The organism is Achromobacter spanius (genome assembly GCF_002966795.1).
Classification (GTDB): domain Bacteria; phylum Pseudomonadota; class Gammaproteobacteria; order Burkholderiales; family Burkholderiaceae_B; genus Achromobacter; species Achromobacter spanius_D.
The window spans coordinates 5,683,801-5,705,485 of the sequence record NZ_CP023270.1; the positions used below are offsets into that span (position 1 = coordinate 5,683,801).

The 21,685-nt window shown below is 65.3% G+C and carries 15 protein-coding genes; 9 read left to right on the forward strand and 6 right to left on the reverse strand.

What is annotated here, in order from left to right; translation table 11 throughout:
* Positions 1-173: 173 nt before the first annotated feature.
* From CLM73_RS25795 to CLM73_RS25805, 3 genes are read left to right on the forward strand one after another with little or no spacing between them, the layout of a single operon-like run.
* Positions 174-1,106, forward strand: a complete 933-nt coding sequence (locus CLM73_RS25795) for a 3-keto-5-aminohexanoate cleavage protein (RefSeq protein WP_105240853.1) — start codon at positions 174-176, stop codon at positions 1,104-1,106.
* 32 nt (positions 1,107-1,138) lie between these two features.
* Entirely contained in the window at positions 1,139-2,338 is a 1,200-nt protein-coding gene (locus CLM73_RS25800) for an ABC transporter substrate-binding protein (protein WP_105240854.1), read from the forward strand.
* 25 nt (positions 2,339-2,363) lie between these two features.
* On the forward strand, positions 2,364-3,170 hold the full coding sequence (locus CLM73_RS25805; protein WP_199778207.1) for an SDR family oxidoreductase: 807 nt from the start codon (positions 2,364-2,366) through the stop codon (positions 3,168-3,170).
* 17 nt (positions 3,171-3,187) lie between these two features.
* Here the strand turns inward: CLM73_RS25805 and CLM73_RS25810 are convergent, their stop codons facing one another.
* Together CLM73_RS25810 and CLM73_RS25815 are read right to left on the reverse strand one after the other, a co-directional pair.
* A complete protein-coding gene (locus tag CLM73_RS25810) occupies positions 3,188-4,117 on the reverse strand; it encodes a LysR family transcriptional regulator (RefSeq protein WP_105240856.1) in 930 nt (309 codons plus the stop codon).
* Between the two features lie 9 nt (positions 4,118-4,126).
* Positions 4,127-5,248, reverse strand: coding sequence for a DUF1254 domain-containing protein (locus tag CLM73_RS25815; RefSeq protein WP_105240857.1), 1,122 nt, complete (start codon positions 5,246-5,248; stop codon positions 4,127-4,129).
* A 150-nt stretch (positions 5,249-5,398) separates the two neighbouring features.
* On the opposite strand from CLM73_RS25815, the gene CLM73_RS25820 reads away from it, so the two are divergent.
* Positions 5,399-5,995 carry a hypothetical protein gene (locus CLM73_RS25820; protein WP_105240858.1) on the forward strand — a complete coding sequence of 199 codons (597 nt, stop codon included), beginning with the start codon at positions 5,399-5,401 and terminating at the stop codon, positions 5,993-5,995.
* 7 nt (positions 5,996-6,002) lie between these two features.
* Here CLM73_RS25820 and CLM73_RS25825 read toward each other — a convergent pair whose 3' ends face one another.
* A complete protein-coding gene (locus tag CLM73_RS25825) occupies positions 6,003-6,560 on the reverse strand; it encodes an ureidoglycolate lyase (RefSeq protein WP_105240859.1) in 558 nt (185 codons plus the stop codon).
* Positions 6,557-6,790 (reverse strand): Arm DNA-binding domain-containing protein, encoded by a 234-nt coding sequence (locus CLM73_RS25830; protein ID WP_105240860.1) that lies wholly within the window; start codon positions 6,788-6,790, stop codon positions 6,557-6,559. The genes CLM73_RS25825 and CLM73_RS25830 overlap by 4 nt, the downstream gene beginning before the upstream one ends.
* Positions 6,791-6,896: 106 nt before the next feature.
* Here CLM73_RS25830 and CLM73_RS25835 point away from each other — a divergent pair, with 106 nt between their 5' ends.
* A complete protein-coding gene (locus tag CLM73_RS25835) occupies positions 6,897-7,277 on the forward strand; it encodes a cupin domain-containing protein (protein WP_105240861.1) in 381 nt (126 codons plus the stop codon).
* Between the two features lie 15 nt (positions 7,278-7,292).
* Here CLM73_RS25835 and CLM73_RS25840 read toward each other — a convergent pair whose 3' ends face one another.
* The gene (locus CLM73_RS25840) at positions 7,293-8,534 is read right to left on the reverse strand and encodes an MFS transporter (protein ID WP_105240862.1); all 1,242 of its coding nucleotides are present in this window, start codon (positions 8,532-8,534) and stop codon (positions 7,293-7,295) included.
* A gap of 263 nt (positions 8,535-8,797) precedes the next feature.
* Between CLM73_RS25840 and CLM73_RS25845 the strand changes: the two genes are divergently transcribed.
* From CLM73_RS25845 to CLM73_RS25860, 4 genes are all read left to right on the forward strand, one after another.
* The gene (locus CLM73_RS25845) at positions 8,798-11,671 is read left to right on the forward strand and encodes a WG repeat-containing protein (RefSeq protein ID WP_158685943.1); all 2,874 of its coding nucleotides are present in this window, start codon (positions 8,798-8,800) and stop codon (positions 11,669-11,671) included.
* Positions 11,614-14,544 carry a WG repeat-containing protein gene (locus tag CLM73_RS25850; protein WP_234015754.1) on the forward strand — a complete coding sequence of 977 codons (2,931 nt, stop codon included), beginning with the start codon at positions 11,614-11,616 and terminating at the stop codon, positions 14,542-14,544. Before CLM73_RS25845 ends, CLM73_RS25850 begins: the two co-directional genes overlap by 58 nt.
* A 231-nt stretch (positions 14,545-14,775) precedes the next feature.
* Positions 14,776-17,895, forward strand: coding sequence for a WG repeat-containing protein (locus CLM73_RS25855; RefSeq protein ID WP_105240865.1), 3,120 nt, complete (start codon positions 14,776-14,778; stop codon positions 17,893-17,895).
* Positions 17,896-17,897: 2 nt separating this feature from the next.
* Positions 17,898-20,801 carry a WG repeat-containing protein gene (locus CLM73_RS25860; protein ID WP_105241725.1) on the forward strand — a complete coding sequence of 968 codons (2,904 nt, stop codon included), beginning with the start codon at positions 17,898-17,900 and terminating at the stop codon, positions 20,799-20,801.
* On the opposite strand, the gene CLM73_RS25865 is transcribed toward CLM73_RS25860, so the two are convergent.
* The gene (locus CLM73_RS25865; protein WP_105240866.1) at positions 20,795-21,655 is read right to left on the reverse strand and encodes an isocitrate lyase/PEP mutase family protein; all 861 of its coding nucleotides are present in this window, start codon (positions 21,653-21,655) and stop codon (positions 20,795-20,797) included. The two genes, CLM73_RS25860 and CLM73_RS25865, sit on opposite strands and share 7 nt — an antisense overlap.
* Positions 21,656-21,685: the final 30 nt, after the last annotated feature.

Below are 21,685 nucleotides of genomic sequence, written 5' to 3' on the forward strand. Positions count from 1 at the left end.
GCATTGGCAAAGGTTCTTCTGTCCACGCTGCACCGCAGCACCGGATTCCCTATCAATTGATAATTTCTGTTCAGGTGACAGGACCCGAAGGCCTGCGACAGAATGGCCCACACCCGGAGGAGACAGCCGGGGCCACAAGAATCCACAGCGCAATCACACAGCGCCTTAGGCCCATGAAAAAGTCCAGGAAGGTCATCATCACCTGTGCCATCACCGGTTCGGTCCATACGCCGTCGATGTCGCCCCATCTGCCCGTCACCCCTGACCAGATCGCGCAGTCCGCGCTGGACGCCGCCGAAGCGGGCGCGGCCATCGTGCATTTGCACGCGCGTCAACCGGACACCGGCCAACCCACGCAGGATCCGGCCTTGTACGCGCAGTTCCTGCCGCGCATCAAGGAAGCGTCTGACGTCGTGGTCAACATCACGACGGGCGGTTCGCCGGTGCTGCCCATCGCCGAGCGCATGGCGCCGGCCCTGCAGTTCAAGCCCGAGGTGGCGTCGCTGAACATGGGGTCGATGAACTTCGGAATGTATGAACTGCTGGAGCGGTTCAAGGAATTCAAGCATGCGTGGGAGCGGCCTTACCTTGAGGGCAGCAATGACCTGATCTTTCGCAACACGTTCAAGGACATCGAGCACATCCTGACGTCTTGCAGCGACAACGGCACGCGCTTCGAAATCGAGTGCTACGACATCGGGCACCTGTACACGGCCGCGCATTTCGTGGACCGCAAGCTGCTCAAGCCGCCGTTCCTGATCCAGTCGGTATTTGGTATCCGCGGCGGCATCGGCACGCATCCCGAAGACGTGATGATGATGAAGCGAACCGCCGACCGGTTGTTTGGTGACGACTACATCTGGTCGGTGCTGGCCGCAGGGCGCAAGCAGACGCCGCTGGCGACGATGGCGGCCACGATGGGCGGGAACGTGCGCGTGGGCCTGGAAGATTCGTTGTGGGACGGCCCGGGCGAGTTGGCGCTGTCGAACGCGGACCAGGTGCGCCGCATCCGGCGCATTCTGGAAGACCTATCCTTGCAGGTCGCCACGCCCGACGATGCGCGCGCGACGCTGCAACTGAAGGGACGCGGCAACGTCGCGTTCTGAAAACACACATCCACCCAGTGGGGAGACGAGACATGAAAAAAACATTGTGCGCGACGGCTTTGGCCGCGCTGTTGGGCATGGCGGCGGCGGCCCAGGCCGATGACGGGGTCATCCGAATCGGATTCATCACGGATATGTCGGGTCTGTCGGCCGACGCCGATGGGCCGGGCGGCGCCGAGGCGATCAAGATGGCTATTGCAGATCTTGGCGGCACGGTGGCGGGCAAGAAGGTGGAGGTGCTGGTCGCGGACCATCAGAATCGGGCGGATATCGCGTCGTCACGCGCCCGCGAATGGCTGGATCAGCGTGGCGTGAACATGCTGATCGCGGGGGCAAACTCCGCAGCGGCGCTGGCGATGGCGAAGGTGGCCGAGGAAAAGAAAACGCCGTTCTTCGTGGTGAGCGCGGGCGCGTCCGAGCTGACGAACTCGCAGTGCACGCCCTACACGGTGCATTACGTGTACGACACGGTGTCGCTGGCACGCGGCACGGCGCGCGCGATGATGAAGGAAGGCAACAAGGACTGGTTCTTTCTGACGGTGGACCACGCGTTCGGCCATGCGCTGGAGCGGGATGCATCGAAGGTGGTTCAGGCCGACGGCGGCAACGCCAAGGGCCGGGTGCGGCATCCGCTGAACACGGCTGATTTCTCGTCGTTCATTCTGCAGGCACAGGCCTCGGGCGCGCAGGTGCTGGGGCTGGCCAATTCCGCCAGCGACACCAGCAACGCGGTCAAGGCGGCCAACGAGTTCGGCCTGACGCCCAAGATGAAGATCGCGGGCCTGCTGGTGCTGATCACCGATGTGCATGCGCTGGGCCTGCAAGCGGCGCAGAACATGTACCTGACCACGGCGTGGTATTGGGACCAGGACGACGCATCGCGTAAATGGGCGTCGCGCTTCGAGGCCGTGATGAAGAAGAAGCCCTCCATGCTGCAGGCCGGCGATTATTCCGCGGCGACGACCTATCTGAAGGCGGTGGAAGCGACCAAGAGCACCGACGGCGACACCATCATGAAGTGGCTCAAGGCCAATCCCGTGAACGACTTCTTTGTGAAGGACGGCAAGATTCGCGCGGACGGGCTGATGGTGCATGACATGTTCCTGATGCAGGTGAAGACGCCGGCGGAATCGAAGGCCCCGTGGGACTACTACAAGCTGGTGGCGCGCGTGCCGGGCGACCAGGTGTACACGTCGCCTGCGGAATCGACCTGCCGCTTGATGAAGCCCTGATGCCATGACCCAATCCAATAATCCTATGAATCCGCCCACTGCCATCGCCGCCCTGCCCGTCGATCTGCCCGGAAAGCGGGTCATCGTCACGGCCGGCGCGTCCGGCATCGGCGCCGCGCTGGCCGACGCCTTCGCGGAACGCGGCGCGCGCGTGCATCTGTGCGATGTCGATGACCAGGCCCTGGCCGCCTGCCGCCACGCCTGGGCGCGCGCGGACGTTGGCAGCCGCGACGAAATCGACCGCTACATGCAGACGGCGCTGTCGCATCTTGGCGGGCTGGACGTGCTGGTGAACAACGCCGGCATCGCAGGCCCCACGGCGGGGATCGCCGACATCACCGCGCAGGAGCTGGACGCGACGCTGGACATCAATCTTGCCTCGCAATTCCACACCGTGCGGCATGCGCTGCCCGCGCTGCGCGAATCGGGCGGCGGCAGCATCATCAACATCAGCTCGGTGGCGGGCCGGATGGGCTTGCCCATGCGCACACCGTATGCCGCCACCAAATGGGGCGTCGTTGGCCTGACCCGCTCGCTGGCGATCGAGTTGGGGCCGCTGAACATCCGGGTCAATGCGCTGCTGCCGGGGCTGGTGGCCGGACCGCGCATCGAACGAGTCATCGCGGCCAGGGCGAAGAACATGGGATTGTCGGTGGAAGAACAGACTCGGCTGGAGTTGTCCGGCGTCAGCCTGCGGCAGTTCGTGCGGGCCGCGGACATTGCCAACATGGCGCTGTTCCTGGCCAGCCCCTTCGGGGCGATGGTCAGCGGGCAGGCAATCAGTATCGACGGCGATCTGCAATCGCTGCCGTGGCAGCCACCGGCGCAATGACAGCACGGCGGTCGCCGCTAGGGCAACAGCGCGATCGTCTCAGCGTAGATGCCCTGACGCCGCGCCTGAGCGGTGGCGCTCAGGGCATCCAGCAGGCGCGCGGTCAGCTCGTTATTGCGGGACTCGGCGCGGGTGATCAGCATGAAGTCGAACCATTGCCGCGAGGCCAGCGGCACCGCGACCAGGTCTGGAAACGACGCAACGATGTCGGACGCGGACAGCGCATTGACCAGGCTGATGCCCTTGACCGCGCGTACCGTGCCCGGCAACAGCGACATGTGCGCCTGCATGCCGGACCGCAGCAGCAGCGAGTCGGCGATATCGCCCTGCGCCACGACGTAGTCAGACCACAGCGGCTTGACGTAGGTATCGGGCGGAATGTCGAGCACCGCGATGGCATCGCGTCCGGCCAGCGGGTGTTCGCGGTGGGCAATTGCCATCACGTCCGCGCGCAGGAACGGCGTGAAGGTCAGCCGCGTGCTGTCGCGACCGACGGCGCCCAGACCGAAGTCGGCGCGCATTGTCTCCACCGCGCTGATGACCTGCATCGACGATTCCACGTCGATGGAAAAGGGTCGCGTGCCATTGAGGTCCAGATAGCGGCGCACGGCATCCGGCGCGTAGCCCAGCGCCAGCGCGGGCGACGATGCGATGCGCAGTCCGCGCCCGCCGAATTGTTCAATGCTGTGCAGGGCCTCGTCGATCCGCACCAGTTCGTCCAGCACGAACTTGGCCTCGCTGTAGAGGTACTGCCCCGCCTCGGTGGGACGCAGGGTCTTGTGCGACCGGTCGAACAACTGGACGCCCGTGGCGCTCTCCAGTCGTGAGATCGCGTGGCTGATCGCCGGCTGCGTCAGGTGCATGGCGAGCGCCGCCTGCCGCGTCGAGCCCGTCATGACCACCGCGTAGAAGATCCGCAGGTCGTGGATGTTGAAGTTGCGCTTCATGCAGCGCGCCTATCGTGGCTTGGGTGGCTGCGTGGGTGGCTGCTTGGGCGACGCTTTCGGCGCGCTCATGCCACCAAAAGCGAACAACCCCATCTGCGCACCCGTCGCACGCGACAGGTAATCGTTCTTCAGCACTTCCCGATCGCCGAACAGCGCGTCGGCATCGTTGCCCTTCGCCGCACGGTTCTTGTCGATATCGTTCTGGGCATCGTGCATGCCTTCTTGGAGCGCGCGACGCAAGGCGGGGTTCAACGATGCGGTGTCGTAGGCCTCGCCGGGCCGCAGTCCTAGACTGGCCATGCGCTCGCGCAGCATCGTCTCGGACTTGTGTACGGGTGCGAACCGCAGCAGGAAGGCCAGTTCGTCATAGAACTCGAGCGACGAGTACATCTGCGCGCGCGGAACCGGCGCCATCCATTCCACCCGTGCGGGCGCGGCGGGTGCAGCCCGGTTGCGGAACGCGGACAAGGCCTGGAGCTTGAAGCGCGACTGAATGCGCTTGGCGTTGTCATGGTCGGCGGGGTTGAAGCGCTGTGTGCGGGCCACCAGTGTCGCAAGTTCAGTCTCGGAACGAATCACCTTCGTGATGCCGGGTGGCACCTTGCCCTTCCAGGACGGTCCTGCAACCAGAAAAACACCGCCGCCCACACCACGCGATCCCAGGTCGCCGATGTGGTGCATGTACAGATCCATCACCTGCAACGAGGCATCGCGCCGTTTTTCAACGCGGGGCACGGTGACGACGACGGGTTCGGCGCGCAGGTCCAGCGCGGCGTACGAATACAGATAGCCGGGATCCAGCCCAGCCGCCGCGGCGGCTGCGGTGCCCATCGGATTGATGGTGTTCAGCGGCCCTTTGTACTGCGCGCCGCTCTTGTCGATGCTGTAGGCATACATGGCCTGATAGCTGGCGACCATGGGCGCGCCATACAGGTACGATTCGCGGGCGATGCTGCGTGCCTGTTGCGCCGTGACGCCTTCGATGCCGACCCACTGCGAGCCGGAAGCGGCGTCGGGGGACCTGAAGGTGCAGCCGGACAAGGCGCCCGCCAATGCCATGGCGGCAACGAAGCCGATGAACGGACGGCGGGTGGCGCGGCGAAATGCGGTGCTAATCTGGCGGTGGCGCATTCAGGGCTCCGGCATGACGGGATGGCGCAGGCGCCCGGTGACGGCGGCGTGTAATGCGCCAGGCTCGAATTCCGGGGGATTCTGTCATATTTCCCCCGCATATCAAAGAATCGGCGCACCGTGCCGACGCAACAGGAAAGACACAGCAGCATGGCAGCGCAAGACCCCAGCATGACAGGTCCGGACGGAGAGGCTTACAACATTCGCGCGGCATCGTACTTCGTGCTGCAAGCCGAGCACCGCTGCGCGGCCTGCGCCAAGATGTCGCGCGTGGCGGCGCTGGCCGTGCCGCCCGGCCACGAAAGCACCGAGGGCGAACTGGAACTGGACGAGGACGACGCGGACAGCCCCGGCCTGGATCCGCAGGCGTTTCATGACTGGCTGTTCGGTCCGGCGCAATGGCAAGCGATGCCCGGTCCGGCGATGATCTCGTCGACCCGGGCGCTCGCGCCCGAGGTGGCGAAGACCCTACGCACGCTTGCGCCGTTCTACCGGCAGAACCCGGCGCAGTCCGGCGAATGGTGCAATTTTTGCGAGCATTGCGACCAGCCGGTCTGGGACGGCGCGCTGTACCCGACGCCGGGCCAGGCCTTCTGTCCGAAGGACGCCGCAGCCGCCGCGCAGGTGTCACCGCAGCGAATCGACGCGCCCTTCGCCGCCTTCTTCGGCATGTGCTGGACGGACAGCTACCGCAACAAGTGGCCCCTCTTCGCGCGACTGGGATACGCGTGCAGCGAAGCGGAATGACCCGGCCTCAGGCGCTTTGCAGCAGATCCTGAGGCACTTCCAGCTGGCGCGCCGGAATGGCGGCGATGGCGCTCTCCGTGGCGCTGGCGTCGGTGGTCAGGTGCTGGATCAGGTCGACGGTGGTCGAACTGCGGGTCAGCATCATGCAGGTCACCTCGTCGCCCGCCACACGGGTGGCGTGCCAGCAGCCCGGCCGCATGCACACGCCCTGCCCCTGCGCCACATGAAAGGCCGCAAGCGTGGACAGGTCCGGCGTGCCATCGGCGGCGCTGCGCGCCACGATCTGGATGATGCTGCCGGTCAGCGGAACGATCGCCTGCTGCGTCAGCAGATGCTTTTCCAGGCTGGCGACCTCGAAGGATTGGCTGCGGTAATTGACCCAGAGCAGTTGGGCGTCGCCGCCCGCGCCGGTGTTGAACTGGTGTTCGTGCCAGAAGTCGGTAGCCGGGTGCGTGTACAGCGGGACGCCGTTGCCGTCCGGCATGGGCTTGCCCAGCATCCACCCGTAGGCGTTGAAGGCATCAGGCGACAGATCGTGGATTTCAAGCTGCGTGTTGCTCGTCATGCGGGACCCTGTGATGGCTTAGCGCCGCGTTTGGGGAATTCGGCGTCGTAGTCGAAGTCGCCGCGCGCGATGGCCTCCAGGATGGCAACGCGCCGGTCGGCAGCGCGCTTGAGGTTGGCAGCGGTGGGCTTGACCCGGATACGCTCGACACAATGCCGGCCGTCAAAGAAGAAACCGATCTCGATGGACGATTCGGACGCGGGGCGCACCCCTTCGAATCCCTTGCTCATCGCCTGCTCTCCCTGTTGCCGATGGCAGACATGATAAACGCAACGATGTGACAGGCCGCGCGCTGACATACACTGCCCTGATCCCCCCTTTCCGAGGACGCGCAACATGGCTATCGACCTGATGTCGCACTATGTGTACCTGGACGCCTCCGGCGCCGCCGCCACGGTGACAGGCGGCGACGAGTTCTGGTCCCAATCCCCGGTAGACCTTGAAAAGTACGGGCGCGGCTGGCTGGTGTCCGAATACGAGTTCGCGGCGGACTGGCCGCAATGGGAGATGCACCCAGGCGCCGACGAGATTGTGCGCCTGATGGCCGGCGCGGCCGAGCTGCACCTGGAATGGCCCACCGGCATCCAGGTCGTGAAGATGCTGGCCGGCGACGCCTACGTCATCCCCAAGGGCGCTTGGCACACGGTCAAGGTCATGGAGCCCTGCCGCATGCTGCACATCACCATGGGCGCGGGCACCCAGCACCGGCTGGCATAGCCGCGCCCCCGCTGGTCATCCGACGGCGCCCGCAGGCCGCGCGCGCTGGATCTCGCGGTCGTCGATCGGCCAGTGCAAGGCGGCCGACAGCACGCCCAGCGCCATCGCGCCCAGCCAGATCAGGTCATAGGAACGGGTGGCCTCGAACACCACGCCGCCCAGCCACACGCCCAGGAATGAGCCGACCTGATGGCCGAAGAACACGAAACCGAAGAGCGTCGTGATATAGCGCACGCCGAATACCTGCGAGATGAGGCCGTTGGTGAGCGGCACCGTGCCCAGCCACACAAACCCCATGACCGCCGAGAACGCGTAGACCGACCACGTGGATAGCGGCACGAGCACGAAGAGCGCGATGGCCGCGGTCCGCACCAGGTAGATGCCCGCCAGCAGGTACTTGCGCCGATGATGTGCGCCCAGGATGCCGCATACATAGGTGCCCATGACGTTGGTGAGCGCAATGATGGCCAGCGCCGCCACCGCATCCGACGCGCGCAGCCCCTTGTCCATCAGGTAGGCGGGCAAGTGGGTGCCGATGAACGCGAGCTGGAAACCGCACGCCAGAAACCCAAGGTTCAGCAGCCAGAAACCCGGGCGCGTGAAGGCCTCGCGGATGGCGTCCGTCATCGACAGGTTCGCGTCGGACGCGGCCGCATCGCGCACGCGGTTCGCGGGCTCGCGCAGCGGAAACGCGAGCGGAAGCACGACCACCAACACCACCGCGAACGCCAGCAACGCCGCGACCCAGCCCCAGCCGCCGATCAACCATTGCGCTGCGGGCACCATCGTGAACTGTCCCAAGCCGCCGACCGCCCCGGCCACACCCAGCGCCCAGCTCCGGCGCTCCGGCGGCACCAGGCGGCTGAGCGCGCCGTAAATGGCCGCGAACGCCGTGCCGGACAGCGCGATCCCGATGCACACGCCCGCCGTCCACATGAAGGCCGCGGGCGTCGTGGCATGCGCCATGCCGGCAAGGCCCAGCGCATAAAACACCAATCCGCCGGCGATTACCTTGGCTGAGCCATAGCGGTCGGCAATCATGCCGGTGAAGGGCTGCACGATGCCCCACGTCAGGTTCTGCACGGCCAGCGCGATGGCAAAGGTCTCGCGGCTCCAGCCCCGGTCCATCGTGACGGGCAAGAGAAAGAGGCCCTGCACATGGCGCACGCCCAGGGCAAGGCCCATGACGACGCCGCCGGCCAGGACCAGCAGCCACAGCTGGGATGCGTCCAGGGAAGATTTTTGGGGGTTGGGCATGGCGCACCTCTTGCAGGGAACGTCGCCCCCGTTCGGGCGGGCAGTGGGTGTATTACAGAACCGGCGCGCGGGGGATTCAACCAATTATTTTTTGTCGGTTGCATGCGTGGGGGGAATGTAAGTTCGCCGTAGCCGAACAAGTATCGAAGGCGCTATTCGATTTACCACCTATCACTGCCCGCATCGTGGAATTACAGATTTCCAAATGCTGCAGCACGCCGCGTCATTACAGTCCGCAGACCTTTCACTCCGCAGGCTCTCCCATGGCACATAGGTTCCCCCCAGCAGTTGGTCTCCGCATCGACGATCTCATTCGACAAAGCGAAAAGAGATCCAGTTTTGGGTTTAAGCCCCTCGCGGCCGCCGCGGCATTGGCGGGACTGTCGCTGCTGCCCTTGGACGCCGCTGCCGACTGGCGCGGTCGATGCGGCGACGATCACTTGAACCACGCCGTCTCTGGAAGCGGATGCCACCGACCATTTAACGAAGGGCTCGCTGCCGTGATCGCGGGTTCCGCCGCCGACGACACACCAGCCTGGGGCTATCTCGACAAGTCCGGCGCCATGGCGATCGCACCAGCGTACACAAACGCCGGGCCCTTTCAGAATGGCCTGGCTCCCGTCAGTCAAGGCAATGCCTGGGGTTACATAGACACGAAGGGACGCTGGGTCATCGAGCCACGCTTTGCCAATGCCACCGGCTTCAACGCCCAGGGCACTGCACTGGTCCGGGAAGGCGAATACGACGCGCTGATCGACCGCACGGGACAGATCATCAAGACTTTTGCGCTCGGCGTCCGCGTTTCTGGATTTCACGCTGGCCAGACACTGGCGCCGATTGACGTGCCGACTCCACCTCGCCTTTTTGACACCGCGACCGGCAAACCCGTCGACTTGCCGGAGGACGTGATTGAATTGGCCGCTCCCCTCGGCGACAGGTCCCACTTTCCGGCACGATCCCTGACCGCAAGGCACGAGAGTTGGTGGGGAATGCTGCATGCCGGTCAAGGGTGGTTGATACCCCCTCAGATTTTGCGCGCCGAGTCGCCACCGCTGCAAGACGGTCACGTGCTTGCCGTTCGGCGGAAGTTCGGCTGGGTTTTCATGGACCAACGCTGCGGCCTTCTGTCACCCGATCCGTACCAGCGAATCGAGCTGGTGACTCCCGGCCTATGGCTGGCGCACCCGCCTACCGGCCAGCCAACGTTGCTGGACGGCGATCTCGGCCATATCCATACGCTCGAGAAGGCCCAATCCAACATCCACACGCGCGAGGGATGGCGATACAGCGCCGGAACGAAATCAACGGTACTGGTCAATCCGTCCGGCCGTGTCCACGTCTTGCTTCTGCACAAGGGCCGCGTGAACATCAACCGGGGGTACGCCTGGGTGTATGGAAAGCCCCCGGCCGTTGCAACCGATCAAGGCGTAAGCGCCCACGCCGAAAAAGAGTTTCTTTACCAGATCTACGACAGTCATGGCCGCGCCATGCTTGATGAGGCGACCGTCGCCGCCTTGCGCGGGTATCGCCTCGACGTGTTCGATCTCAAACCCGATGCCGAGTTGAAAGACAAAGACCTGCCATTGGCGCTCTTGGAGGCCAACGATGGCTCGTCCCCAGGCTTGCTGACCGCAGCGGGCACTCTCGTAACAAATCCGGATTGGTACCGCATCGGCACCTACAAGGCCACGCTCCCACTCCTGGTCACCACAAATGATCAGCGCGTCGGCGCAATCGCCCCGGACGGCTCGTGGGCCGTGCGGCCGGTATACCGCGACATCAGCCGCTTCACCGGTTCCTACACCTGGGCGTTCAAGCCAGGCAAGATCCGTGAGGACGCCGTCCTGATCGATGCGCGCGGCAAGACGGTGGAGATACCCGCGATGGTCACGGAAGATGAATCTCGCGTGAAAGGTGATCTGCTTCATTTCCGCGCGATGGACGAGAACCGGCAGCGCCGTTGGGGCATTTGGGACATCCGCAAAGGCGCGCTGGCGTTCCAGCCTGTATACGAAAGCATAGAGAGCATCGACGACGACTGGGCGATGGCACAGGATAAGGAACGCTGGGGCGTCGTCGACCGGGCGGGCCAGTGGGTCATCGCTGCCACGCATAACTCCGCCCACGACTTTCAGTATTTCGGGCAGGGCATGATCTCAGTCGCCGCTCGCGATGCCGCCCCGCAGCGTGGCGGTCGCGCGACCCCCACGTATCGCCTGGTCGATCTGCGCACCGGTCAATCCAGCGAATCATTCATCGGCACGCCGAATTCGCTTAAGGACGGACGGTTCCTTAGCAAGCGAGCCGATGGCTCCATGGTGCTGCTGGATTCGCGAGGCCGCGCGCAGTACGTGTCCGATGGGCGGCCGAAGGAGCATGCACATTTCGGCAACTGGTTCTACACAACGTACGACAAGCGCGAAGGCGCCATTGACGCTCGAGGCAACATGCAGTTGCCAGCCATCTACGACGAGTTCCACCCCTTTTTCGTACAGCCGGAAGGACTGGCTCGCGTCTTCCTTCGGGGGCAGCATCGCCTGATCGATCAGACCGGCAAAACGTTGCTCGGCCATCTTCACGACGCGACGCCGTTGGCGTCGATGCAGCGCATCGTGCTCTCCGATGACGCGGGATCCGACGTCATGCTGGATCTCGAAGGTCGCGAAATAGCGCGCATAGCCGGCGCCTATTCCGTTCGCACCCGGGATGCCAGCGAAGGCGTCGTTCCATATAGCGACAAGGGTCGCAACTGGGGTTTCATCAACGCCGCCGGCGAGCGCGTGGTGGGACCGCACTTCGACGACCTGGGACCCATGAAAAGCGGACTGGCGCGCGCGCGTCTGATGGAGCGAACAGGCGCCCTGCATGGGTACATCGACCTGACAGGACGCTACGCCATCGCGCCGGCGTTCGAACATGCTGGCGACTTCCAGGAGGGACGCGCCCTCGTGCGCCGTGGCGAGCATGTCGAATTCATCGACACCAAAGGGAAAACCATCGCGCGGTTCACGCACAAATGCGGCGTGATGGTGATCCTGGACGCGCGAGGCCGCCAGAGTTGGCCTCCCCGAAAACTCACATGCCAAAAAAACACGGCAACCGTTTCCCCGTCGACTCCGAAAGCCGCAGCCAAATGAAAATGACGTCCCGCAACCAACTGGCCATTCATATCGCCTGCGCCCTCGCAGCGTTGGGCACATCATTACCCACGCAAGCCCAGCTCCGCCACGAGAGCTGCCTGGGCAGGTCCGGGAATATGGAATCCTTCCCTCCGGCTGAAGCGGCCCCGCGCAACATTTTCGCCAATGGGTGCATTCGCGGCATTTCCGATGATCGGGCCGCCGTCTTGCTGCCGTCGGCCATCGAACCCATCGAGTACATGCCGGTCAACGGCTCCCTGCAAAGCCACAGGTGGGGATTTCTGGACCAGGACGGCCGCGTGGCGATACAGCCGAGGTTCGAAGCAGTGCGCGACTTCCGCCATGGCTTGGCAGCCGTGCTTTGGCAAGGAAAGTGGGGATTCGTCGACAAGGACGGCCAGATGGTGGTGAGTCCCCGCTATGACGCGCTGCAGGACATGGCAGAGATCGGACTTGCCGTGGCCACGCTGGAGGGGCGGCCACGGCTGATCAACCACCAGGGCGATCTCGTGGGCGCGCCACTCGAGGACGCGATACAGACCGTGCACCTGTCCGACGGCGATCCCGCGCGAGCCACGGTCAGGTACCGATTGGAGTACCGCTCCGGCACGGGCGAACGGCGGGACGGCGCAATGGGCATTACCCCGCACAGGACTTTCGGGAAAAATGGTTTGTTCATCGCCTCAAATGCCAACGGGATGTACGGCGTGATGGACAAGAGCTGGAACTGGATTGTTGAACCTGTGCATCACGAACTCGAGGTTATGAACGAAGGCGGGTCCGCGATTGGCCGCGGGCCGACGGGTTGGGTGATGGTGACGACTGAGGGCAAGCTGATCGGCGCGGACAAACGCTATGCAAGCATGCGGCAGATTGGTCGCGCATTCTGGGCTGCAATGCTCCCAGGTTACGCAGGGTTCGAAATTCTCGACGGCGACGGTGAAGTGGTGGCCACCTTAACGCCGAGAGAGGCCGAAACCACCCGTCTGCATGGCGACACCATCATCTATGACGCCACCGGCAACACCGCGGCGCTCGTACCTGGCCGCGAGGCGACGATCCTTCCGGGAACGGAATTGATCTTGAAGGCGGATGCCGACGGCTTCCTGCTATTTGCCGACATCGCACACTCGCCTGCCGGCCTGCTGACGCCCACGGGCATCTGGCTGCAGGCCACCATAGACCAGAAGTGGATGTCCGCAGCGGATCGTATGGCGGCGTGGCACGGCAGGGCCTGGATCTACAACTCGGAAGGAACCCTGCTTAATGTGGTGGACAAGGACGGCAAGGCGTTGCTCACGCCAGACGCCGCCGAGGCGCTGCAGGCGCACGCAATCGAACCCTTGCCCGCCACGGCGCCGGACGCGCCACTGGCCTTGCTCGGCACGCCGCCCTGCCATTGCGATGAAACGGGCAAGAACGCAGGCTTGCTGCTTGGAGACGGCACCATCGTGACGGCCCCCTCGTGGACCGACGTCATTTCGCTCAATGCCCTGCAAGACGAAGCCTCACGCAAATCGGCGCCGGCACCACTGCGCTATGCCGCCAAGACCGCCGAGGGCATGGTACTGCTGGACGCTCGCGGCAAATCCGTCGGCTTGGCAATCCAGCAGCACATTGGCGAGTTCCGGCACGGCTATGCGCTGATCTACGGCAAAGGCGTCGCGCGGGTAACCGACGTCAACGGAAAGACCTACGATTTACCCGAAAGCTTCGATGCGCGGATGGCGGGGCCCGGCGTTACGCGCTTCGTGAGAACAGCGGCTGATGACGCGCCTTGGGGTCTGTACGATGTCGTGGCCCGCAAGGAACTGGCCTCGCCACAGTTCCGCAGCATCGGCGATTTCCGCGACGGCCAGGCCGTGGCGTCGATGGGGCAGGACCGCGTCGGTGTCATCGACCGGCAAGGAATGTGGATCATCCCGGCCAACCACCGCGACGCCAAGCGCGTGAACGCGCATCTGTGGTTGCTATCACAAAGGGGGGATGACGCGGGCACCCGCCCTGCTGCGGTCTTCAACTCGAAAGGCCAGGCATTGACCACGTTCGAACCCAGGCTTGAAGTCACTGACCTGGACAATGGCTCCCTTGATGCAGGCAACGGCCGACGGCATTGGATCATTTCCGCAGATGGCTCCCAAGCACGCGACATGGCGGACGCGACCTATTCTTGGGCAGGTGACTGGATCGGCATCCAACGCGCGAATCGCCAAGGATACGTGGACGGCTCGGGCGCCTGGAAAATCGCGCCCTCGGCTGACACCGGCACGCGTTTCCAGGGGCGCCCCGCGCGCGCGCTTCGAGAGGACAACGAGACCACACAGGTCATTGATGCCAACGGCAAGACGCTCGCTACCCTGGCGAGCGGCAAGTGGAAATGGCCGGAGGGTTCCGACTTGCTCATCCGCCATTCATCAACGGATCGCCGAAGAACCACCGACTACGCAGATCTGGACGGAAACATCGTGCTGTCTGTCGACGGGACCGCCACGGCGTTTGCCGGGGGACGCGCCGTGACGAGCCTATCCAACGGCGAAATGCGTGCGGTTGACGACAAGGGGCAGTTTGTCGGCCCCGTATTCGACGATCTCGGCCCCGTTGGCGACGGGCTAGCCGCCGCCAGCGTGGGTGGACGCTACGGCTTCGTGGACATGGATGGAAAATTCGTCATACCCGCTCAGTACGTTGCGGTCTCCGGATTTACGTACGGGCGCGCAGTGGTATCAACCGCCAGTGAGTCGATGATCATCGATCCCGCGGGCCGGGCGCTCGCACGCGTGAAGATGCAATGCGGGGTCCGCACGCTACATGAGCCGAGCGGGAAGCGTCTTTGGCCGGAGCGAATGCCCCAGGACTGCAACGCACGTTAAATGGCACCAAAATACGCAAGACTTGATTCAAGTTGACCGAACTTAACCGTGAATCAGAACAAGGATCCGTGCTCATTAACGCTTCGTTTTCAATAGTTACATCTGCCGATCCGTCCCCGGGTACCCCTGGTTACAGTGCTGCCTTCCCAATCAACTTGGCAGGCATCGGATCATGTGGCACGCCCGATCTGGCTTTTTCGTTTTCGCGGTTTGCGGCCGCGCCCGCAAGCAATGACGGCGGTGCCCTTCTTCAAGCCGTTGGCGGTCGTGGCGGCGTTGGCCGGGATAGCGCTGACGGCGCCGCACGATGCGCACGCGCGTCCCGACTGGGCGCAGCAATGCGCCTACAGCAACTATGGGGAAGGCGCGGCCATGTCGTGCCATCAGCCCTACCAGGAAGGTCTGGCCGCGGTGCTCGTGGGCACCGCCGATGGCGAATCCGCCGCATGGGGCTATATCGACAAGCAAGGCGTCATGGCCATTACGCCTGCGTACTCGGACGCCAGATCCTTCCAGAATGGGCTGGCCGCCGTCAGCCAGGATGATCGCTGGGGTTATATCGACATCCGCGGACGCTGGGTCATCGAGCCGCGTTTTGCGGACGCCACGGGGTTCAATGCCGAAGGCACCGCGCTGGCCGAGGAAGACGGCCAGGACGTGCTGATCGACCGCCAGGGCAAGGTCGTGAAGACCTTTCCGCTGGGCACGCGCACCGGCGGGTTCCAGCCCGGTCAAAAGCTGGCGGCGATGGAGATCCCTACGCCGCCACGCCTCTTCAACACCGCCACCGGCAAGCCGGCCACGCTGCCCGACGGCGTGATGGCGCTGGCCGAGCCGACCGGCAACTATCTGCCGGCGCAATCGCGCGACTCGCGCTACGGCGGCTGGTGGGGGCTGCTGGACGAAGGCGGCGCATGGGCGATCAGCCCGCAGGTGCTGCGCTCGCTCGCCCCACCGATGCGAGACGGCGACGTGCTGGCCGTGAACCGCGACCGCGCCTGGGAGTTCGTGGATGCGCGCGGCGAGCCGCTGTCTGACCAACGCTACGAACGCGTCGAATTGGTGGCGCCGGGCGTGTGGCTGGCGCGGCACGCAAAGGGCGGCTCGGTGCTGCTGGACGCCAAGCTTGAGCCCCTGCACGCGTTCAAGAGCGACTATCTGGGCGTGCAGCGCCGCGACGGCTGGGGCTTTGCCGCCGAACCTGGCATGACGCTGCTGATCGATCCCGGCGGCAGCGTGCAGCTGCTTGCCCTGCGCAACGGCGACGTCAAGATTCATCAGGGACGCGCGTGGGTGTATGGCGTGCCTGTTTCTGCCGCGGACACATCGGGCGCCGCCATGGACGCGGCCCGTGACGACATGAGCGCGGAAGACGAGGCCGCAGCGGCCGCCGCGGGCGCAGCCGTGCAGGCCGCGTCGCAAGCCGAGACGGCAGCCGCATTCCAGGATTCGCCGGTCGCGGCTGACGTGGCGGATGCCGCGCAGGAGGCGACCTATGCGGACGCAGCCCCTACCCCCGCAACGCCGTCGGAAGCGACCGCCGAAGCGGCAATGGACGCTGCAATGGATGCCGCCAGCGACACCGCCACTGCCGCCGCCGACACCGTGCAAAGCAGCGTCAACGCCGTTGCAGACGACGAGACGCTGCACCAGATCTACAACCCCGACGGCCTGGGCATCCTTGACGAAACCACCGTCGCCAAGCTGCGCGGCTACGACGTCAGCGAATTCCACTACGCCCGCAAGTCTGTTGCCGACGCCGCTGCGCCGCTGGCCCTTCTGCGTCCCAGCGAATATGACCAGCCGCTCGGCATTCTCACGGCCGCGGGCGATATCGTCACGAACCCGGACTGGGCAAACATCGACACCTATGACGTCACGCTGCCCATCGTGGCGCGCTCAAAGTCCGATCGGGCCGGCGCGGTCGGCGCGATCGGTGCGGACGGCACGTGGGCCATCGAGCCGCAGTACAGCGAAATGCGCCCCTTCAAGGGCTCCTACACCTGGGCCCGCACGAAGGACATGCTGCGCGGCGATGCGCTGCTCATCGACTCCCGCGGCCAGACGATGGCCATCCCCGCCAACGTGCTGGAAGACGCATCGCGCCTCGATGGCGAACTGCTGCAGTACCGCGCAGTGAACGAAAACCGCCAGCGCCGCACGGGCCTGTGGAACGTGAGCAAGAACGCGCCCGCGCTCAAGCCGGCCTATGAGGAAATCCAGGAATTCGAGGACGACTGGGCCAAGGTCCGAGACAACAACCGCTGGGGCGTGATCAACCGCGAAGGGCAGTGGGTGCTGCCTGCCCGCTACAACGGCGCCTACGACCTGGAATACCTGGGCAACGGCATGATGCTGGCCGAAGCGCCGGAGAGTAAGCGCAATCGCGGCGGCTACACCGAACGCGCCTATCGCGTCATCAACCTGCGCACCGGCAAGGCAAGCGAGCCGGTGTTGGGCAAGCCGCAGAAGCTGAAGGACGGACGTTTTCTGGGCCAGTTGGCCGACGCGAGCGCCGTGTTGTTCGACGCGCAAGGCGGCGCCGTCCGCGTCTCCGACGGCCGCCCCGAAGACAAGCAGCAGTACGGCGACTGGCTCTACATCAAGTTCGACGAGCGCGAAGGCGCCATCGACGCGCGCGGCAGCATGAAGGTGCCGGCGCGCTACGGGGAGTTCAATCCGTTCTTCACCCAGCCGACCGGCCTGGCACGCGCCAACAGCGGCGCGGGCTATCGCGTGATCGACCAGACCGGCAAGGCCGTGCTGGAAAAATGGGGCGACGGCATGCCGCTGGCTTCGATGCAGCGCGTCGTCTTCAACGACGACGAAGGCTCATCGAGCATTCTGGTGGACCTGCAGGGCCGCGAGATCGCACGCCTGCCGGGCCGCTACGCCGTCGACTATGACAAAGCCAGCGAGGGCGTGGTGCCCTACAGCGATGGCGACAACAAGTACGGCTTCATCGACGCGAGCGGCAAACGCGTCGTGGGTGCGCACTTCAATCAGCTTGGCCGTTTGAAGGACGGCTTGGCGCGGGCCCGCCGTCTGGAACGCACGGGCAAGCTGTATGGCTACGTCGACCTGACCGGACGCTATGCAATTGCGCCGGCGTTCACGTGGGCCGACGACTTTCACGAAGGGCGCGCGCTGGTGCGTCGCAATCGGCTGGTCGAGTACATCGACACCAAGGGCAACACGACCGCGCTGTTTGGCGTGCTGTGCGACACGGTGGTGATCGTGGATGCGCAGGACCGCCAGAGCTGGCCGCCCCAGAAACTCACTTGCCCCGAGGCCGCCGGCATAGAGCCGCCGGTCGCCGAGACCGCCAACGCCAACGCCAACGCAGAATGATCATGACGTCACGCGTGCTACGAAACACCCGCATCGCCTGCGCCCTCGCCGCGCTGGGCGTGTCCCTGTCCGCGCAGGCGCAAACCGGCTATACGCCGTCGATGCACCTGTATTGCATGAGCGAACCCGAGTACCAAGCCTATCCGGCCGCCGACGATATCTCGTCGCGTAATCCCTTCGGCAATGGCTGCATCCGGGATCTGCACGACGGCCGCGCCGCGGTGCTGCTGCCTTCCGCCATCGAGAACATCGACCGCGTGCCGCGCGATAGTTCGCTGCGCCGCCACGCATGGGGTTTTCTGGACCGGAACGGCCGCGTCGCCATCGAGCCGATCTTCGAGGCGGTGAGCGACTTCCGCCACGGTCTGGCCGCCGTCAAGTGGCAGGGCAAGTGGGGATTCATCGACCAAAACGGCCGCATGGCCGTCCCGCCCCGCTTCGACGCGGTGCAGGACTTTGTCGAGGTCGGTTTGGCCGCCGTTACGCTGGACGGCAAGCCGCTGCTGATCGACCGCCAGGGCAATCCCGCGGGCGAGCCCTTCGAAGACGTGGTGCGCGCCGTGCGCCTGTCCGATGGCGTGCCCGCGCGGGCCACGGTCCAGTACAAGGAGGAATACCGCTCGGCCACCGGCGAGCGCCGCTACGGCGGAACCGGCGTCGTGATCACGCGGCCCCTGGGCGACAAGGGCCTGTACATCGCCACCAACGGCGAGTCCAAGTACGGCGTGGTCGACAAGGACTGGAACTGGGTCGTGGAGCCGGTGCTGGACGACATCTACACGCAAGACAGCGGCGACCTGGCCACCGGCTACGGCGCTGATGGCGCGGTGATGGTGACGGCGGACGGCACGCTGATCGGCGCGGACCAGCAGTACGAAAGCATGACGCCTGTCGGCAAGACCTTTTACAGCGCAGCCCTGCCGCGCCGCGCGGGCTTTGCGGTGCTGGACCGCAACGGCGCGGTGATCGCGACGCTGACGCATGAAGAAGGCCAGGCGTCGCAACGATTTGCCGACACCATTGTGTATCCATCCGGAGAAAACCTGATGGCGCTGGTGCCAGGACAACCCGCCCCGGTCACACTGGGCAAGGTTCTGCAGGCCGGCGACGAACTCGAAGGCTACGTGCTTTTCATGGACGATTCGAGCCGCGCCGCCGGGCTGCTGACGCCCTCAGGCGCGTGGCTGCACGGCGGCACCGCGCCGGCGTGGCTGGCAGATGCCAACCGCATGGCGACGCGCGATGGCAAGGTATGGCTGTCCGACGCGCAAGGCGCGCTGCTCAATGTGGTGGACAGGGACGGCAAGGCGCTTCTCAAGCCGGAGACGGTGCAGGCGCTTCAGAATCAACGGCTTGAGCCGCTCCCGGCCAGCGTGCCTGGCGCGCCGCTGGGCCTTCTGGGTCAAAGCCACTGCCATTGCGAGGATGTTCAGGTGGGACTGCTGCTGGCCGATGGCAGCACGGTCACCGATTCATCCTGGTCCGCCGTGACGCCGCTGGACGACACCGACCGCGGCTACGATGCCGGACTCACGGCAGACCAGTTGCGCTATGCGGCGGAGACCGCGGACGGCATGGTGCTGCTGGATGCGCGCGGCAAGGCTATCGACCTGCCCGCGCAGCAGCACATCGGCATGTTCCACCATGGCTACGCGCAGGTGTATGGCGACGGCGTGGTGCGGATGATCGACCGCGCGGGCAAGACGTTCGAGCTGCCCGAGAACTTCGACACGCAGGTCGTCGCGCCGGGCGTGGTGCGCTTTATCAAGACGGCGGCCGACGGCGCGCCGTGGGGCTTGTACGATTTCGTCGCCGGCAAGGAGCTGGCCGCGCCGGCTTTCCGCAGCATCGGCGAATTCCAGAACGGTCAGGCAGTCGCTTCGCTGGGCGCGGGCCGCGTCGGCGTCATCGACGTGCAGGGGCGGTGGATCCTGCCGGCCAGCCATCAAGGTGCGGAACGCGTGAACGACACGCTGTGGCGCGTGACGCAGCCGGGCAAGCAAGAAAACGAATACGAGCGCCCCGCCGCAGTCTTCAATACCCAGGGCAAGGCGCTGACCGCGTTCATGCGCGGGTTGCAGGTGGGCGATTTTGGCGATGGCTCGGTCAGCGCGGGCAATAGCGAGCGCCGCTGGATCATCTCGCCGGACGGCGCGGACGCGCTGGACATGAAGGACGCCGACTACGTCCGCCTGGGCAACTGGATGGAGATCCGCCGCGCCGACCGTCAGGGTTACCTCAACGCCAACGGCGCCTGGCAGATCGCGCCCTCGTCCCGCATCGGCACCGCGTTCCAGGGCGCGCCGGCGCGCGCGCTGGCGGCAGACGCCGCGGGCACGCACGTGATGGACGCCAACGGCAAGATCCTGACGACACTGCGCCAGGGCGAATGGAGCTGGCCGCCGCGTTCCGACCTGCTGATCCGCCATTACTCGGCGGACCGCGGAACCATGACGGACTACACCGACCTCTCGGGCAAGACCCGGCTGACGATCGAAGGCATGGGGTCGGCATTTTCGGAAGGACGCGCCGTGACGCAGCTATCCGGCGGCGGCGTGCGTTGGGTGGATGCCAAGGGCGCGCTGACGGGGCCGGCCTTCGACGCGCTGGGTCCGATGCGCGAGGGCCTCGCGCCCGCCAGCGAAGACCGCAGCTACGGCTACGTGAACGACCAGGGCCAGTTCGCCATTCCGGCCGAGTTCCAGGCCTTGTCGGGATTCACCAACCAGCGCGCGGTGGTGACCACGGAGGACGACTCGCGCATCATCGACCACGCCGGCCACATGCTGGCGCAGGTGAAGATGCAGTGCGGCATTCGCACGCTATATGGCGCCGCCGGCCAGCGTCTGTGGCCGCTGCGCATGCCGCACGGCTGCAATCGCACGGCGGCGTCGCGCGCCTACTGAGCGTCCAGCGCCAGATAGCGGCGGGTCTGCACGATCTCTTCGCGCTCCTTGAAACTGGTCAGGCGGTCCGCCAGCGCGCTGCTGTCGCCCGTCTGCCGAATAGCCTGCAGCGTGGCCTGCATCGCGTGGATCGCCGCGCGCTGCAGGTCCGACGGGATGATCGCCAGGCGATAGCCCATCGCGGCCAGATCGGGCAACGGCACCAGCGGCGTCTTGCCGCCGTAGAACATGTTGATGAGCTTGAGCCCCGGCAGGCGCTCTGCAATGGCGTGAATCTGCGCCAGCGTTTCGGGCGCCTCGACGAAGATCATGTCGGCGCCGGCCTTCAGGTAAAGCTCGGCGCGCGCGATGGCGGCGTCAAAGCCCTCGACCGCGATGGCATCCGTTCGCGCGATGACCAGCGTGTCCGCGTCCGCAAGCGTCTGGCGCGCGATGTGGACCTTGCGGGCCATCTCGTCGGCGTCAACCAGCGTCTTGTCGTCCAGATGGCCGCAGCGCTTGGGAAAGGACTGGTCTTCGATATGAAACGCGGCGACACCGGCACGCTCCATGGTGCGCACCGTGCGCTCCACATTGGCCGATCCGCCAAATCCGGTGTCCGCGTCCGCCACCACGGGCAGGCCGCTGGCCTCGACGATCTTTTCCACGCGGTCCATCACTTCGGTGAAGCTGAGCAGTCCGATGTCCGGGTAGCCGGCGGCGCGCGCAATAGCGCCGCCGCTGGCGTACACCGCTGAGAATCCGGCCGCGGCGACCAGGCGGGCCGACAGGCCGTCGTAGGCGCCGGGCGCCACCACGATGCTGTCGGTAAGGTGTTGGCGCAGTCGCGCACCAGGAGATGGGGTGACAGTCATGATGGGCTTCCTTCAATGCGGGGTTCTGAT

What these genes read in the sequence shown, in the direction of transcription:
- CLM73_RS25795 (WP_105240853.1), top strand. Translation starts at nt 174, where the DNA reads ATGAAAAAGTCCAGGAAGGTCATCATCACCTGTGCCATCACCGGTTCG.
- CLM73_RS25800 (WP_105240854.1), top strand. Translation starts at nt 1,139, where the DNA reads ATGAAAAAAACATTGTGCGCGACGGCTTTGGCCGCGCTGTTGGGCATG.
- CLM73_RS25805 (WP_199778207.1), top strand. Translation starts at nt 2,364, where the DNA reads ATGAATCCGCCCACTGCCATCGCCGCCCTGCCCGTCGATCTGCCCGGA.
- CLM73_RS25810 (WP_105240856.1), bottom strand. Translation starts at nt 4,117, where the DNA reads ATGAAGCGCAACTTCAACATCCACGACCTGCGGATCTTCTACGCGGTG.
- CLM73_RS25815 (WP_105240857.1), bottom strand. Translation starts at nt 5,248, where the DNA reads ATGCGCCACCGCCAGATTAGCACCGCATTTCGCCGCGCCACCCGCCGT.
- CLM73_RS25820 (WP_105240858.1), top strand. Translation starts at nt 5,399, where the DNA reads ATGGCAGCGCAAGACCCCAGCATGACAGGTCCGGACGGAGAGGCTTAC.
- CLM73_RS25825 (WP_105240859.1), bottom strand. Translation starts at nt 6,560, where the DNA reads ATGACGAGCAACACGCAGCTTGAAATCCACGATCTGTCGCCTGATGCC.
- CLM73_RS25830 (WP_105240860.1), bottom strand. Translation starts at nt 6,790, where the DNA reads ATGAGCAAGGGATTCGAAGGGGTGCGCCCCGCGTCCGAATCGTCCATC.
- CLM73_RS25835 (WP_105240861.1), top strand. Translation starts at nt 6,897, where the DNA reads ATGGCTATCGACCTGATGTCGCACTATGTGTACCTGGACGCCTCCGGC.
- CLM73_RS25840 (WP_105240862.1), bottom strand. Translation starts at nt 8,534, where the DNA reads ATGCCCAACCCCCAAAAATCTTCCCTGGACGCATCCCAGCTGTGGCTG.
- CLM73_RS25845 (WP_158685943.1), top strand. Translation starts at nt 8,798, where the DNA reads ATGGCACATAGGTTCCCCCCAGCAGTTGGTCTCCGCATCGACGATCTC.
- CLM73_RS25850 (WP_234015754.1), top strand. Translation starts at nt 11,614, where the DNA reads ATGCCAAAAAAACACGGCAACCGTTTCCCCGTCGACTCCGAAAGCCGC.
- CLM73_RS25855 (WP_105240865.1), top strand. Translation starts at nt 14,776, where the DNA reads ATGACGGCGGTGCCCTTCTTCAAGCCGTTGGCGGTCGTGGCGGCGTTG.
- CLM73_RS25860 (WP_105241725.1), top strand. Translation starts at nt 17,898, where the DNA reads ATGACGTCACGCGTGCTACGAAACACCCGCATCGCCTGCGCCCTCGCC.
- CLM73_RS25865 (WP_105240866.1), bottom strand. Translation starts at nt 21,655, where the DNA reads ATGACTGTCACCCCATCTCCTGGTGCGCGACTGCGCCAACACCTTACC.